Origin of the sequence: Paenibacillus sp. BSR1-1, assembly GCF_030403775.1 — a bacterium.
Classification (GTDB): domain Bacteria; phylum Bacillota; class Bacilli; order Bacillales; family Cytobacillaceae; genus Neobacillus.
On record NZ_JAQMWQ010000001.1, the window covers coordinates 358,217 to 374,081 of the forward strand.

At 37.3% G+C, this 15,865-nt stretch carries 18 protein-coding genes; 4 read left to right on the top strand and 14 right to left on the bottom strand.

From position 1 onward, the window contains the following. Positions 1-80: 80 nt before the first annotated feature. The 9 genes from PH210_RS01760 to PH210_RS01800 form a co-directional block, all read right to left on the bottom strand. On the bottom strand, positions 81-989 hold the full coding sequence (locus tag PH210_RS01760; RefSeq protein ID WP_289982475.1) for a DUF4349 domain-containing protein: 909 nt from the start codon (positions 987-989) through the stop codon (positions 81-83). A 111-nt stretch (positions 990-1,100) separates the two neighbouring features. Beyond that, positions 1,101-1,556, bottom strand: a complete 456-nt coding sequence (locus tag PH210_RS01765; protein ID WP_289982477.1) for a TlpA disulfide reductase family protein — start codon at positions 1,554-1,556, stop codon at positions 1,101-1,103. A gap of 67 nt (positions 1,557-1,623) precedes the next feature. Then, positions 1,624-2,172 (bottom strand): peroxiredoxin, encoded by a 549-nt coding sequence (locus tag PH210_RS01770; RefSeq protein ID WP_289982479.1) that lies wholly within the window; start codon positions 2,170-2,172, stop codon positions 1,624-1,626. Between the two features lie 278 nt (positions 2,173-2,450). Then, a complete protein-coding gene (locus tag PH210_RS01775; protein ID WP_289982481.1) occupies positions 2,451-3,575 on the bottom strand; it encodes an N-acetyldiaminopimelate deacetylase in 1,125 nt (374 codons plus the stop codon). Between the two features lie 58 nt (positions 3,576-3,633). Beyond that, positions 3,634-4,344 carry a 2,3,4,5-tetrahydropyridine-2,6-dicarboxylate N-acetyltransferase gene (dapD, locus tag PH210_RS01780; protein ID WP_289982482.1) on the bottom strand — a complete coding sequence of 237 codons (711 nt, stop codon included), beginning with the start codon at positions 4,342-4,344 and terminating at the stop codon, positions 3,634-3,636. A gap of 85 nt (positions 4,345-4,429) precedes the next feature. Then, positions 4,430-5,308: a transcriptional regulator CcpC gene (ccpC, locus tag PH210_RS01785; protein WP_289982483.1), complete on the bottom strand. Its 879-nt coding sequence runs from the start codon at positions 5,306-5,308 to the stop codon at positions 4,430-4,432. Positions 5,309-5,368: 60 nt separating this feature from the next. Continuing rightward, complete coding sequence (gene cbpB, locus PH210_RS01790) at positions 5,369-5,821, bottom strand: cyclic-di-AMP-binding protein CbpB (RefSeq protein ID WP_223595179.1); 453 nt, start codon at positions 5,819-5,821, stop codon at positions 5,369-5,371. A 283-nt stretch (positions 5,822-6,104) separates the two neighbouring features. After that, on the bottom strand, positions 6,105-6,341 hold the full coding sequence (locus PH210_RS01795) for a YkuJ family protein (protein WP_223595177.1): 237 nt from the start codon (positions 6,339-6,341) through the stop codon (positions 6,105-6,107). 190 nt (positions 6,342-6,531) lie between these two features. Further along, positions 6,532-7,743, bottom strand: a complete 1,212-nt coding sequence (locus PH210_RS01800; RefSeq protein WP_289982485.1) for an EAL domain-containing protein — start codon at positions 7,741-7,743, stop codon at positions 6,532-6,534. Positions 7,744-7,890: 147 nt separating this feature from the next. Here PH210_RS01800 and PH210_RS01805 point away from each other — a divergent pair, with 147 nt between their 5' ends. The 4 genes from PH210_RS01805 to PH210_RS01820 all read left to right on the top strand — a co-directional run bounded on the left by PH210_RS01805 (position 7,891) and on the right by PH210_RS01820 (position 11,682). Continuing rightward, positions 7,891-8,718 carry a C39 family peptidase gene (locus PH210_RS01805; protein ID WP_289982486.1) on the top strand — a complete coding sequence of 276 codons (828 nt, stop codon included), beginning with the start codon at positions 7,891-7,893 and terminating at the stop codon, positions 8,716-8,718. A gap of 151 nt (positions 8,719-8,869) precedes the next feature. After that, a complete protein-coding gene (locus tag PH210_RS01810) occupies positions 8,870-9,745 on the top strand; it encodes a metallophosphoesterase (protein ID WP_289982487.1) in 876 nt (291 codons plus the stop codon). Between the two features lie 288 nt (positions 9,746-10,033). Further along, positions 10,034-10,513 (top strand): YkyB family protein, encoded by a 480-nt coding sequence (locus PH210_RS01815; RefSeq protein WP_289982489.1) that lies wholly within the window; start codon positions 10,034-10,036, stop codon positions 10,511-10,513. A 20-nt stretch (positions 10,514-10,533) separates the two neighbouring features. Further along, positions 10,534-11,682 carry an aminotransferase A gene (locus tag PH210_RS01820; RefSeq protein ID WP_289982491.1) on the top strand — a complete coding sequence of 383 codons (1,149 nt, stop codon included), beginning with the start codon at positions 10,534-10,536 and terminating at the stop codon, positions 11,680-11,682. 40 nt (positions 11,683-11,722) lie between these two features. On the opposite strand, the gene PH210_RS01825 is transcribed toward PH210_RS01820, so the two are convergent. The 5 genes from PH210_RS01825 to PH210_RS01845 all read right to left on the bottom strand — a co-directional run bounded on the left by PH210_RS01825 (position 11,723) and on the right by PH210_RS01845 (position 15,777). Continuing rightward, positions 11,723-11,902, bottom strand: a complete 180-nt coding sequence (locus PH210_RS01825; RefSeq protein ID WP_289982493.1) for a hypothetical protein — start codon at positions 11,900-11,902, stop codon at positions 11,723-11,725. Positions 11,903-11,963: 61 nt separating this feature from the next. Then, on the bottom strand, positions 11,964-12,860 hold the full coding sequence (locus PH210_RS01830; protein WP_289982495.1) for an NAD(P)-dependent oxidoreductase: 897 nt from the start codon (positions 12,858-12,860) through the stop codon (positions 11,964-11,966). A gap of 157 nt (positions 12,861-13,017) precedes the next feature. Continuing rightward, positions 13,018-13,491, bottom strand: coding sequence for a hypothetical protein (locus tag PH210_RS01835; RefSeq protein ID WP_289982497.1), 474 nt, complete (start codon positions 13,489-13,491; stop codon positions 13,018-13,020). Between the two features lie 90 nt (positions 13,492-13,581). Then, positions 13,582-14,367, bottom strand: coding sequence for an SDR family oxidoreductase (locus PH210_RS01840; protein WP_289982498.1), 786 nt, complete (start codon positions 14,365-14,367; stop codon positions 13,582-13,584). Between the two features lie 774 nt (positions 14,368-15,141). Further along, the gene (locus PH210_RS01845) at positions 15,142-15,777 is read right to left on the bottom strand and encodes an FMN-dependent NADH-azoreductase (protein WP_289982500.1); all 636 of its coding nucleotides are present in this window, start codon (positions 15,775-15,777) and stop codon (positions 15,142-15,144) included. Positions 15,778-15,865 lie beyond the last annotated feature (88 nt).

The window sequence follows — 15,865 nt, forward strand, 5'->3', positions numbered from 1 at the left end:
AACTCCCCCAGCAAATACAATTTCTGCTATGCTCCCATTTTAGCATTGATGAACATTTTTTATATAGTCTGAAATACTGCTTAAACACCATTTCTATTTTTCCTCTTTCGATAAAATAGAAAAACTGCAAAACCTATAATAGCTAATATCACCAGAATCGGTAGGTTACCGATTATAAAGACAACTAAACCGGACACCAAGCTTAATAACATGTTTGTACTTTTCATAAATTGCTTTTTCGTCTTTTCCCATGTATTAAGTTTGTCTCTCTCAATATTGGGAACAATAACCTTATTTTCATATAGAGTGATTGTGACGGTTGAAAACGAAGTTTGATTTTCTAAGAATTTCATTTTCCCCTCGATTGTTTCTATTTCTTCTTGTACGGCGGCTAAATCGGCGGAGATTTTTAATAGATCCTCCGTTTTTGTTGCAGTTTTCATAAATGATAATAATCGCTCTTCTACGACCCGTTTAGATTTTAATCTAGATTCAAGATCGACATATTCCTCTGTTACATCCTGCCCCGTTATATTCCGCTGCAGAACTTCGGCAGCCTGCCCCTCTGCATCATGTAAAAAAGCCTGAAAATTCTTTTGCGGTATTCGGATCGTAATACTGCCGCTTACCTGCTCTTTCCCTTCTCTAGTAACATTAGATGAAGCAATATAGCCGCCATATGTTTCTGCCTTTTCTTCAAGGTTTTTGACCGTTTGTTCAAATTTTTTGACCCTTAGCTGCAAATCCGCTTGATAGATAACCATCTTGTTAGGAACTTCGAGTATTGATTTCTCCTTTGGAACACTAGCATTATCTGTCTCACCAGAGTATATCGAGGACTTCTCTCCATTACTTGACTGCGCAGAATCCATTTTAGCTGTATTCTCCTTACTTATTTTCGCGCCCTCATTACTACTTGAACTACACCCTGTAATACCAAGCATTAAAACAATGAAAAAAATAGGGAACACATTTTTTATCTTTTTCAATCGATGACACCCCTTTTTCTCTCTTTATAAATACGGACGATTAAATGAATACAAGGTTACAAAGGAGCAATAAAAAACTGCTCGCCTAGTAAGACGAACAGTTTTTATTATTTATTCAGTTTTTTCCAATTCATCCAAAACACGGTTTACGCGCTTTTCTAGCATTTTCATGCCACTGCCGCCTGCTTGGAAATGACGAAGCTTTCCTTCACGGTCAAAAACATAGTATGCTGGTACATACTGATTTTCAAATGCTTCTGTTAGTTTATGATCGCTGTCAACAAAAATGGGCTGGTTAATTCCATGCTCTGATGCCACTTGCTTGATTTCATCTAAATTTAGATCGTTTTCCGATCTTGGCATATGAACTGCAACCACGTTTAATTTGTCTTTAAAATCATCTCGAAATTGGTTAACTTGAGGCATTGCCTCTTTACATAAATGACAGCTGATTGACCAAAAATGAATCAAAGTTGGCTTTTCACCAATTAATTCATCTCTAGTTACTTCACCGTTTAACCATTCTGTTGCGCCTGCTAATTCTGGCATTGGTTCACGTAATTTCATCGAATTTCCTCCTATTAAAAAGACCTAACGCTTTTAAAGAGTTAGGTCTATCTTGTTTGATTAATAATTATACATTAAGTGTAGCTTGTCCAGGCTTCCAGTTAGCTGGGCAAAGACCGCCTGTTTGCAATGCTTGAAGAACGCGTAATGTTTCATCTACATCACGACCGATATTGTTGTGGTTAACAACAGAGTACATTAATTCCCCTTCAGGGCTGATGATGAATAGTCCGCGAAGTGCAATTCCTTCTTCTTCAATTAAAACGCCATAATCACGGGCAACAACATGATTTGTGTCAGCCGCTAATGGATATTTCAAATCGCCAAGGCCATTTTCTTTACGATCTGTTTTAATCCATGCTAAGTGAGTATGAATTGTATCAGTTGAAACACCGATAACCTCTGCATCAAGGTCTTCAAACTCATCGTATCGGTCAGATAAAGCTGTAATTTCAGTTGGACAAACAAACGTGAAGTCCATTGGGTAAAAGAATAATACAGTCCATTTATCGTTTTTCATATTTTCTTCAAGGCTTACTTTTTTAAATTCTTTGTTTGGCATAACTGCATCCATTTCAAAGCGTGGAGCTTGCTTACCTACCATACGTTCTGGCATTTGAATCCCTCCAAAATATCAATAATTAGTAATAGCAATTCTCATTTGCTATCCTTCTGACAGTTTTCATTATAGGACAATTCTAATTTTGAGTCAATATTAAATTATAATTAATTTAAATAAATATTAATTATCAATTATAACCTAATTTTCCCCTTAATAAGTTTCTCCCTAAAATGTGTAGAATAAACGACAATATGTAACAACATTCCTTTTATTCTCTATAATTTTACCATGATTATCCTTAGTAATAAAATAATAAGCATTTTCAAAACAGCTTACATATTATTACCTTTATACGTTAAAAAGCTTGTCATTACCTTAATCGCAACGTCAATTGCCTCTTCTTTTGGAGTTAGTTTAGCATGATGCAGACCGAATGGTGAATCGACACCGAGCCAAAACATCAATCCTGGAATTTCCTTAAGCATATACCCAAAATCCTCACCTGTCATTGCTTCCTTGCACTCAATTACCTGAACATCTGTTTCTTGTTGAATATAATTGATAAATTCTCTAGTTATGGTTTCTGTATTATAAACTTGATGGTACATTGAACCGTAATCAATCACAACTTCACACTCGTAGCCTGCTTCAATTCCTCTTACCAATGCCTCAATACGGTGCTTTACCTTCTTCATCGATTCCGGCGACAGTGTGCGGATCGTCCCTTCAAGCCTTGCATTTTCAGCGATAATATTTTGCACGGTACCCCCGGTAATTTTACCAATCGTTATAACTGCACTATCTAAAGGGTCAACGTTTCTGGAGATAATGGTTTGCAACTGAGCAACTAGAGCGCAGGCAGCAATAACCATATCATTTGTTTCGTGAGGTCTTGCGGCGTGTCCACCCTTCCCCTTCAAATCAATGAACAATTCAGAAGTATTGGCGAATAATAAGCCTTCTTTTACTGCGATGGCGCCAACTGGATACTCTGGTGCAATATGAAGGGCAAAGATTAAATCCGGCATCCATGCCTTCATTTCTGCTGATTTCAACATTGGTTCGGCTCCACCTGGTCCTTCTTCAGCAGGCTGGAAAATGAATAATAAATCATCATTGATTGGATTTTCGACAAAATAGGTAAGTACACCTAGAGCAATGGCCATATGGAAATCATGGCCGCACGCATGCATTCTTTCCTCATGGGTAGAAGAAAAAGGATAACCAGTTTGCTCAGCAATCGGTAAGCCATCAATATCCGTTCTGTATCCAATAGTTTTTTCAGGCATTAATCCGTGAACTTTGACAAATAAACCTGTTTTCCATTTCTTAATTGACAGCCGCTCTTGAGGCAGCCCATCTAAATAGGCCAATAAATAGGCTTGTGTCTTAAACTCTTGAAAACCTAGTTCTGGAATTTGATGAAGATCGCGGCGAATTTTGATTAATGAGTCCATCTAAAGACTCTCCTTTCTATAAAAGAAGCGTGGAAAAGGCTCCACGCTTTTACACTTCTTATAGTTGACGTAACTCTTGCATAATCTCAGTTTTTGACTTTGTCTTTTCATCAATATCTTTAATTTTACGTGCTGGCATGCCGGCTACGACAGTGTATGGTGCTACATCCTGAGTAACAACTGCTCCTGCAGCCACGACTGATCCTTTTCCGATTGTTACTCCTTCTAAAACTACCGCGTTCGCACCAATTAGAACGTCATCTTCAACTACTACTGGTTTTGCAGATGGCGGTTCAATAACGCCTGCTAAAACAGTGCCTGCGCCGATGTGACAGTTTTTCCCTACTGTTGCTCTTCCACCAAGAACAACTCCCATATCAATCATTGTTTTTTCGCCAATTACTGCACCAATATTAATCACGGCGCCCATCATAATAACGGCATTATCGCCAATTTCCACCTGATCACGGATCGTAACTCCTGGTTCAATACGAGCATTAATATGCTTCGTATCTAATAATGGAATAGCAGAATTGCGTCGGTCATTCTCAACGACAAAATCTTCAACTTTTCCTTTGTTTGACTCTAGCGCTTCACTAATTTCAGCCCATTCACCGAAAACAACGCCAGTATTTCCATTAATAAATGCCTTGGCACTTGCCCCAAAATTAATTCCTTCTAATTCTCCCTTTAAATAAACCTTAACCGGAGTAGATTTTTTACTATTTTGAATAAAAGAAATAATTTCATGTGCATCCATCATTTTCATAAACTGTTTACCCCCTAAATGTCTGTACTAAAAAATAATTTACCAAACAAAGTAACTTAAAACAAGCAAAACAGCGTAATACTTCCTAAGATTCAGAAATATGTTCTTTTATGAGTTCTACAAACGCCTGAACCTGTTTTAATTGGAAGGAAGATTCATACCCTAATAGCCAGGTATCCCGCTTTAGCGGTTCATTATTCTCATCTAAAAGGGGTATTTTGAAAATATCCCTTTCTGCTTTAGTTAACGTAATTCCAGGCAATATAGCATAACCAATACCATTAAAGGCCATTTGTTTACAAGTCTCTATTTGGTCAACAAGTACTGTCCTTTTTGGTGAGGTTTTAAAGTTCCGCATCCACCAATCTTGAATTTCTTGATAATAATTCGAATCACTTTTAAATTGGATAAACGGCCGGTCAACTTCTAAAACTTGTTCCGGTCTAATAATTTCGCGATCAACCAAATAAAGTGGATCATCAAAGAGATGGACCTTAACCCCCTTCCAATCAGGGGTGCCGCGGATAATTCCAATATGCACCTGATCATCATATAAGCATTTTAGAATTTCACTGCTCCAGCCAGTAATAAGTGATATCTTGGCTTGTGGATACTTGTCAATAAATTTCTTTAATACTTGAGGAAGCCAGTTTTGACCCACGATAGAGGCAACAGCTATTTTTAAGGTACCTGACACCCCAGATTGCAGCGAATAAATCGTCTCGCGAACCTTTTCTTGCTTATTAAGAACGTCATTAACAAAATCAATAACATGTTCTCCTGCAGGAGTAAGGGCAAGGCCTTTTTGCGAACGAATAAATAATTTTGTACCCCATTCTTTTTCGATTGTCTGTAAACGCTGTGAAAGGGCAGGCTGTGATACAAACAACCGTTCTGATGCTTTACGCATATTCATTTCCTGAGCTAAAACTGATAATAATTGATATTCCGATAATGAGGACATGTCTTTACCACCTTCAAAAATATCAAAAAAATATGCCCCCATTTAGGGAGCCAGGTGCAATTATTTATCAATTTTTTTTAAGCGTTTTACTTGTTTATTTAATTGATTTAATACTGTGCTTCTTGGCAATATCCCTTCAAAAAAGCCATCGTCCGTTTCAACACATAAAAAAGGATGATTGACCAGTAAGTCCAAACATACACTAAGTGAGGCTGAAATTTTAACCCGTGGAATCAGCTTTTTCATAACTTCTTCTACGCGTTTTTTTTCAAGGGTTTCAAATTCTATTCTTTCTAGACCGAGGATAGAATCCATGATAATTGGAGTGCTAATCAATCCATGGAGCTTATAATGTGGGTCTAGAACCGGAATAGCGGTATAGCCGCTTTTTGTTAACACTAATAAGGCATGCTCGAGATTGTTGCCAATTTGCACATGTGCCACCCGTTCGGATGGAATCATTAATTCTTTAATGGTTAATTCTAAAAATTCCCCACTGGGAAGACTAATCATCGCCGAAAACTCCTCAATGTATGTTTTTCTACAGACTTATTTTACCATAGTTTTCGGAGGTCTGTGTGAATTAAAATAACGATTCATTAAGAAAGGCTCTTTTCGTAAACTATGTTGCTTATGGGGCTTAATAAAGGGCATTTACTAAGTTTGTAGGCAATTTTCTCAAATGTTCTTACGAAAAGATGCCACGAAGCATCAATTATACGGGTTGATGACTTATACGAAAAACAACGATCTTTGCGAAAATTGCCTTAGGAAAAGAAAGGAACCAAATTGGTTCCTACTGGATTAAATCAAAAATTTCAATTGTGATCATATCAATATTATCAAATTGATATCGTTTAGGTTTTTCCTTTTCATTATAAACTTCTAATTCATACGTTACCGTCTTCGGATGAAATGTAACTTGACACTTTCTCTCTCCATTAACTTCGAAATAACGCTGAGCTGGCTCACCGCTATTAGCTTGTTCCTGAAGATTTTTTAATCTGGTTAATATACCTTGAAGCTGTGACATTCGTTTAATCTCCTTTCAAACACAAACAAACTTCTACTTTTATATTTCACAATTGGCCTGTTTCTATCCTTAATGGATTATTTACTTAGAAAATCTTAGGCCAATATTAAAAGAATAAAATAACTGATACTATTTGTCCAAGCAAAAATGAAGAAATTGACTATTTTTTTTAAAAAATCCTGAACCAAAGCTACAGTAACTGCTCGTGTTCAAATAAGTATTGGTATGAAATGTCGATAAACAAATAATCATCTCCGTTCATCGGGTAGGAGAAGGTTCTAATATTCTCCCCTGTTTCAATATCACGATATAAATCGGATAAAATCCCTTTCCTTTCGTTTCTCATCTTGATAATATTTTCTAGAAAATATGGCCGCCAGCTCCAATTTTTATTCTTGTATTCAGCTTGAACATCCCAGCCATTTTTTTCTTTAAAAATGTTTGCCGATTTTTGAAACCCATCTTCATCACAAATATACATACGAAAAGCAATATGATCCAGTTCTTTTACTAACGTTTGAAAAAGCTCTTTAAACCCTGCCTTTTTGTTTTTCATAACAATTTCTTGAACCATTGAATGGAAATATTCTGAAGCTAAATAAACACCCTCTAATTTTCTTTTTTCATAAGAAATAAAATCGTGAAACTTTTCTTTTAATCGGGGTTTTAATAAATCTCTCTGAATAAATTCTGCTGCAGGGGGATATAAATAAAATCCTTGATAATAGCGTCCTCCGTTCTTCCAGGCAAACTGCAGCTGATAACTCATTTCAATATTTTCAAACAAAAGAGTTGCCCCAATTTTTCTTGCTAAAAGGGACAGGGTAAACAAAACATCATGGAAATTCATTCCTGTTGCTGTAGATTTAAGTGGTTCTAAATTTATTTTTAAAATATCCGGCTCAAGTTGACCAATTCGCTCAAAATGATAACTTTCACTATCTGTGCTAGAAACAGCAATTTTAATCCCATATGTCCGATAATATTGAAGCAGGTGATCAAATTGATCGAGATCCCCAAGATATTTTCTGTCCGAAATTTCAAGGACAATCCTGCTTAAATTAAATCCTTTTTTTTCAAAATCTAAAAGCTCCTGCAAAAATGGCTCTCCATGCCCATACATTAATAACTCGGCATTGCGATTCAAAAATATACTAATATCATCTTCAAGCTTTATGGCCTTTTCAAGGGCTTTCCTAACTAACAGCAAATCAACCTCAAATTTATACTCATCAGGAATTTGATCATCTTGAAAAAAAGGTCCTAAGCTTATGATATTATCCCCGGTCTCATACCTTCCCAAAACTTTATAGGCAATGACCTGTTGTTCGTCCGCACTAAAAATAGGTTGGAAATAAGGAAAAACATGTTCAAGATCCGATAGAATTTCCAAGGCATCCATCGAAGTACCTCCAAAAAAAAGATTTACACATAATACCATACGTTTACTTGCCCCAGCCCGTTCGTTCATTACCAAAAGGATACCATTATAGCTCATAAGAAACAATCAAACAATATGGTTAAGCTAATTTCAAAGGGGGAAAAGTTTTTGAGAAAACTTTGCTTATTAATCTCGATCCTTCCCATGTTTGGATGCAGCCACTTTAATGATGAACCAGATGCCAGTTCAAATCGTATTCAAAACAAGCCCGCTTCAACATACCGAATGGAAGAAACGCCTAAAAACACTAACTACACCATAAACGATCTTACTAATCAGGTGATTTACGATAAAAAAATAACCAGCCAAGGCAGTCATGTTAGTACAACTACCCATAAAAATTCTGCTATGCTTAACGTAATTCTAATTAGACAAAACCCGGAGCTGCGTTATGGTTGTGAAGTGACCAGCCTCGCCATGATGTTGAATTATGCGGGTGTCAAAACGAGCAAAATGGATTTGTACAGGCTGATTCAAAAGGATCCTGATCCGCTCATCAAATCTCCAAAGGGAGATATTTTACGATGGGGCAATCCTGCAGATGGATTCGTTGGGGATATGACAGGAAGACGTGCTGGGTATGCTGTTTTTGATCAACCGATGATGGCATTAATTAACCAAAAGCTTCCAGGCAGAGCTGTTAATTTTACCAATCAGCCCTTTGAGCGTGTATTAGAGCACGTTTCAGAAGGATATCCTGTCGTTGTCTGGACAACTGGGGATTATCGCCTGCCTGACCGCTGGGAATCCTGGTATCACGGAACACAATATATAAAAACTCCATTGGACTTACACGCCGTTGTACTAGTTGGATTCGACTCCAATCATGTTTACTTAAATGACCCACTTTCAGGCAGGAAACAAGTCAGAGTAAACAAACAACAATTTATCGCTTCCTGGAAAGCACTGCAGAACCGTGCAGTGAGCTATCGTTAACAAAAGCAGCCCTGGAGGCTGCTTTTTTCATGAATTTTTGTTCTCTTTTTCGAATAAAAATTAATAATATCCATTTCATTTTACTTGCAAAAAAATCAATTTTTATCGAAAATACATTTGAAGTAATTAAAAAGATAGGTTGGTAGAAAAAATGCCTAAAAAACTAAAAAGGAGAACATTTCTGAAGCGAACATTTGGTTCCTTTCTAACCGTTCTCGGATTAAGTTCGGGGGGCTACTTTTATGCCAATCGTATTGAGCCCTCATTACTCGATATTCAACATCTTGAAATAAAACACCCGTTAATACCCAAAAGTTTTAACGGAATAAAAATCATCCAGTTCTCTGACACCCATCTAGGTTTTCATTATAACCTTACCCAATTTTCCAAACTAGTCGACAAGATCAATGATCTAAAGCCAGACATCATTTTATTTACTGGCGATTTGATGGATGAACCAAATAAATATTTGGAAATTAATAAATTGATTCCACTATTGGAATCATTGCGGCCTCCCCTTGGTAAATTCTGTATTTTTGGCAACCATGATCATGGAGGCTATGGTTCTGATATTTACAGAAATATTATGGAAGCAACCAATTTCACTGTTCTATTAAATGAATCGGCCCCAATCAAGTTAAAAGATGAAAGCAGGATTCATTTATTAGGAATTGATGACGCAATGTTAGGAAAACCGGATTTACCTTTGACCTTAAAAAATGTACCGCAAGACCATTTTAAAATTTTATTATCCCATGCACCTGATCTTGCTGATGACGCATCAAGGTATCCAATTGAATGGCAAATTAGCGGTCATAGCCATGGTGGACAAGTTAAAATACCTTTTATTGGAGCGCTTGTCATTCCTCCATTTGCCAAGAATTATCCTGAAGGACTTTATTCAATTGGTGATCAGAATCCATTAACCCTATATGTTAATAGAGGAATTGGAACAACCCGTTTGCCTTTTCGGTTTATGGCAAAGCCAGAGCTAACAGTTTATACACTAATACCAGAAAAAACATAAAAAATCCTTATCCACTTTTATAGATAAGGTTTTTTTTATTTGAAAAAACGATTTCCAAAATAATGTTTTTACAATCTCTTATTTCTATTTTACAATGAAATTAACTGAAAGAGTGCAATTTATTGAAAATAATGATTATTTTACTAAAATTTTTCAAATCATAAATAGTATAGGCAAAAACGTAAATCAATTCGCAACTATGTAATAATAGAATCCATGCCATATTTTAATTTTGGCTAATAAAAGGTATAATGGAAATGTTCGAAAAGATAGAAAGGAGAACATATTTTGAATCCCGATCAGAAATATCCCCAAAGAAATGGAAATCTAACCATCGATAACCTCGCTCAAGCAGTCTTTATTGTGAATCGCCATGCAAAGACAGCGACTAACCCCAAATTTTTATACAAATTAAAACAAGAAGCGTTAAAAAAATTAATTGATGAAGGAAAAGCCAAAAAAGTAGGTCTTCATTTTTCTGAAAACCCAAGAAATAGTCAACAGCAATCCGACGTCCTTGTGGAATGCGGCAGATATACCTTCCATATTCCACCTACTAAATTGGACTTTAATCAACTTCCGCACTTGGGTAAGTTAGATAATCTTATTCGAAACCCAAAGGCAGTACTTTCACTTAATGCTGCAAAAGCAATATTGCAGTCCTATACAGGAATTTCCGAGGAAGGACCGCCTCCCTCAAATCAGCGAAAAAACAAACGAACCTATCAAAAACCGATATTTAAAAAATTAGGTGAAAGATATTCTTAATTGTGGAAGGACGAACATAAGTGGAGCATTTGATTAATCAACGAGTTAAAGAGATCGAGATTTCAGGAATTAGAAAATTCTTTAATATGGTAGCCCATATAGATGACCTAATTTCTTTTACAATAGGCCAGCCTGATTTTCCCACCCCCGAGCATGTGAAAAAAGCGGGAATAAATGCAATTGACGAGGATTTCACCTCCTATACTCATAATGCAGGAACGATTGAATTAAGGAAGGCTGCCAGTGATTTTGTCGAAAAGAAATATGGTTTACATTACAAATCTGATTCAGAGGTAATTGTTACCATGGGGGCCAGTGAAGCAATTGACATCACCTTTAGATCCATTCTCACTGAGGGCACTGAAGTTATTTTACCTGGCCCAATTTATCCTGGTTATGAACCCATTATTCGGATGATGGGGGCAGTTCCTGTCCATGTAGACATTAGAGAAAACCAATTTCGTTTTACCCTAGAGATGATTAAACCCTTTATTACTGAAAAAACTCGCTGCATTGTCCTTCCGTACCCATCAAACCCTACAGGCGTAAGTCTTTCAGAGATGGAGCTAAAGGAAATTGCTGACTTTTTAAGTGATAAGGAAATTTTTGTTCTAGCTGATGAAATTTACAGTGAGCTTACATTTGACCGCAGCCATAAATCAATTGCGAGCTTTCTAAAGGAAAAAACAATCGTTATTAATGGATTATCAAAATCTCACTCGATGACCGGGTGGAGAATTGGCTTTTTATTTGCACCAGAATCCATTACCAAGCATATTCTAAAGGTTCATCAATATAATGTTTCCTGTGCAAACTCCATTGCCCAAAAAGCGGCTTTCGAGGCCTTAACAGTGGGCATTGATGATGCTCTAACTATGAAAAAAGAATATGAACGACGCAGGGACTATGTTTATGAGCGATTGTCCATAATGGGGCTTGAGGCCGTAAAGCCAGATGGCGCATTCTATTTCTTCGTCAAAATACCTGACACCATTCCATTGAATAGCTTTGATTTCGCTTTGGATCTTGTTCAAAAAACAAAAGTTGCCGTTGTTCCTGGCAGTGCTTTTTCTGAATATGGAGAAGGTTATTTCCGTTTATCATTTGCTTGTTCAATGGAAACATTGGAACTAGGACTTGACCGAATTGAAGAATATTTTTTAAAATAAACATAACCCTCACCAAGTTTAAGGTGAGGGTTATGTTTATTTATTGGCCTTGATATTTTCCGTTGTTTTTAGGTGCTTTTTCTTTTTTAGCCTTATCTTTATGGATTTTATTTGCAGCTGCAGAACCGATTTCATGTGCAAATTCTTCATTTAACTTTGAAGAGTCAAAACCCTTCTTATTCTTTTGCTTCGCATCATTCTTTTTCGTTCGTTTTGCCATCAAAAATTCCTCCCATCGATATTTCTATTTTAGTTTCTGATGAAGAGAGGAAATTATTCGATTAGTTGTTCCAATATTTATATAGCGCCTGAGTTCCGCTATTTCCCTCACCTTTTTCTGCCAAAAGATCATAAAGTGATTTGGCTAAAGACAATCCCGGAAACTCCGTTCCCATTAGCTCTGCTTCATCTAAGGCAATTTTCATATCTTTAATAAAATGCTTTATGTAAAAGCCAGGCTCAAAATTTCCTTGTAACATTCTTGGAGCAAGATTACTTAAAGACCAGCTGCCGGCTGCCCCGGTGGTAATACTTTGTAACACCTTTTCAGGATCCAAACCAGCTTTTTCTGCATAAATGATGGCTTCACATACTCCCATCATATTAGAAGCGATGGCGATTTGATTACACATTTTTGTATGCTGACCAGCTCCTGGGGTCCCTTGATAGACAATATTAGTCCCAAGATACTCAAGCAATGGCCGCACCGCTTCAAAAGCCTCCTCATCACCACCAGCCATGATTGAAAGCTTGGCTTCCCTGGCGCCTATATCACCGCCTGAGACAGGTGCATCAATAACATGAATTTCACGTTTTTGAGCCTCTTCATAGATTTTTACTGAAAGAGACGGTGCAGAGGTGGTCATATCAATGAAATAACTACCTGGCTGGCCATGTCTAATTAAACCATCTTCGCCAAGATATATTTCTTCTACATCTTTTGGGTAACCTACCATCGTAAAAATAACTGATGCCTTTTCCGCCATTTCCTTTGGTGAATCAGACCATACAGCTCCATTCTCTAATAATTCTGCAGCCTTTTCTTTGGTCCTGGAAAATACCAATAAAGGGTATCCCGCCTTTAATAAATGTCCGGCCATGCTCTTACCCATGACACCTGTTCCAATAAAACCAATAACCGTATTATCTGGAGTAAGCAAACTGATCGTTCCTCTCATTTTTATTTTTCTTTATTTTAGCACTATCCTATTAAATTTTGGGGAATTTACAAAAAAAGACCGAAACGTCTCAGTCGTTCCGGTCCTTTGTGCTCCATCTCCAAATTTATGCACATACTAATGTTGTCCAATAAATTTAAAAAAACTCTTTATTCTTTTACAATTCTGATGAAAAATTTGTCAAGTAAACTCTACCAAATACTTCCTTATCGTTGAATACCTCAATTGAAACGGCGTTATTTTGTTCAATCATATTTTTAAGTTCTTGAATATGTAAATCCTGTTGTAATGGTATGGGATCCATAAAAATATATTTTTCACTTTTGCCTTTTACTTCTAAATATTCTCCATTTAGTACTTGGTCTTCACCATAGATGATTTCCCTTTTTCCGATTGCAGAAGCTAATTTGTCATCGTGAATGGTTACTTTTACCTTATATAATTGGTGAGCTTCAAGGATTTCATTGTTAATCCTGAAACGAAATTGCAGTTCATTATTTTTCGTCAAAAGCGCATCCGCATAACGATTAACGATTAGTTCATTCGAAAATAAAATTCCACAACCGCTTAGTAAAAATGAACAAAAAATTCCTATAACCAAAACGACTAACCTTCGAGAATTCCTGCGCATCTGTAACACTCCTTTATATTTTTACCATAACCAAAAACAAGTGGTAATAAACGTAAAGAAAGGTTAATTAAGGAAACTAGTCTTTATCTGTTAAATTGCTTTTATCATGCCGCCGTCGACAAGAAATGAACTCCCTGTCATATAGGAATTTGCGTCTGACAGCAGGAAGGCAGCCACATTGGCAAATTCTTCAGGTGTTCCATATCTTTTCAAAGGAATCCCCGCTTTAACCTGTAATTCAACGGTTTCCGGGTCCAATCCTAGCTTGTCTGCGTTTACTTGGTCCAGGTGCTTTACACGGTCAGTCGCAATTCGGCCGGGCGCAATTGTGTTAATAAGAATGTCATAAGGAGCAAGCTCAGATGCAAGAGTTTTTGAAAGTCCAATAATCCCAGTCCTAAAAGTGTTTGAAAGTATTAATCCTGGTATTGGTTCCTTAATCGAAGAGGAAGCGATATTAAGGATTTTCCCCCCCTCTTGTTTTAAATATGGTAAAACTTCACGGATCATTCTCACATAGGATAACAGATTTAATTCAAATGCTGCTTGCCATGCTTCATCGGATAACTCCTCAAAAGAACCAGCAGGAGGTCCGCCAGCATTATTTACAAGTATATTTATTCCGCCAAATATTTCTGCAGTTACTGATACAAGCTGCTTAATGTCCGCAGGTTTAGTTATATCAGCTTTTTGATAGGCGACTTTTCCAGTTCCAATAGATTCTAGTTCATAAGCCTTTTGTTTAAGTTTTTCATCTTCCCGGCCGGAAATCATCACATTGGCCCCTTCTCTTACAAGCCGTTCCGCAATTGCAAACCCTAACCCCTGACTTGATGCAGCGATTAGCGCTGTTTTACCATTCAAGTTCAATTCCATTTTCTCGTCCAACTCCTTCTTCAAGTTCTATTTCTATTATACAAAAAATAAGTAGAAAAAGTTGGTAATGAAATTTGACAAAAAAATTAAGAGGCATACCTCTGATTAGCCTGTCGAAAACCTTTCAAAAGCCTTTTATTTCATTCACTCGTTAAATCGAATAGTATTATTAATATTTAGGCCTTTAGACATGTCTGTTGATTTGCACTCCAGGCGCTTCGCTTTCCGCGGGCGTGCCGGTGAGCCTCCTCGGCGCTTTAGCGCCTGCGGGGTCTCACCTGCCCCGTACTCCCGCATGAGTCTTCGCGCCTTCCGCTCAAATCAACAGTGCAGTACTCAATAAAGCCCTTCTTTCAACTAATAAATAAAAAAAATAAGTGGTGAAATTAATGTATTAGCCAAAAGAGTATACAGTGAGGATACTGGCCGATCTGATCCCCTTATTCTTTTATTGATGGCTTTTATAATTAAATGAAAAAGGTGCAACGCATTTAGCCAGATTGGAGTAGGTGTGTTGCAATAACTTTGGTTGTTTTGCCCCCCTGTTGATGGAGCGGAGGGCACTCGACTCCTGCGGGATATAGAGGTCACTGGAGACCCCACAGGCGCCTTAGCGCCGAGGAGGCTCCTGGAGCTCCCCGCGGAAAGCGAGTGCCCGGAAGAGTAATCAACAGGCCGGATAGCAGGGACAAACCATATATTAAGCAAACAAAATAAAAAATTGCCGAGAAGACTCCCTTCTCGACAATTTGAGAGGCAGATAATCTGCCACTATTAAAAGGTGTGTGCAAAATCTTTTGCACGTGCTATTGCATTTTCTTTGATTTCTTGGGCTTTATCAGGCATCGCATTATGACCTTCGACAAAAAGTCCCTCTAGGGTTGGAACGCCAAAAAAGCTCATCATCACACTAATATAACGGTGTCCCATTTCCATTTGGGCTGCTGGTCCCTCAGAATAAAATCCACCACGAGCTTGTATGTGCAAGGCCTTTTTATCTGTCAGCAAACCAATTGGACCATTTTCAGTATATTTAAAGGTTTTACCGGCAACGGCAACAGAATCCAAATAGGCTTTCATGACAGGAGGAAAAGAAAAGTTCCATAAAGGTGTGACAAACACATATTTATCAGCTGCGACAAACTGTTCACTTAACTCACCAAGACGTCCTACCTTTGCCTTTTCTTCAGCCGTCAGCTCATCAAACGCTTGGCCCGAGCGAAGCTTTCCCCATCCACTAAATACATCCGCATCAATATGGGGGATGTTTTCATTGTATAGATCTAAATGAACAACCTCATCGTTCGGATTAACCTGCTTGTAACTCTCAATAAATGCTTTTCCTACTGCCATACTATACGACATTGTTTCATTATGAGGGTGGGCTGTAATGTATAAAACCTGTGCCATTTTAATCACCTTTCTTTTTCAGATTTATGACATTTTAGTTTTAGTCAAAAAGCCCTAAAATAAACAAAAAGGATTTGCCACATAGACA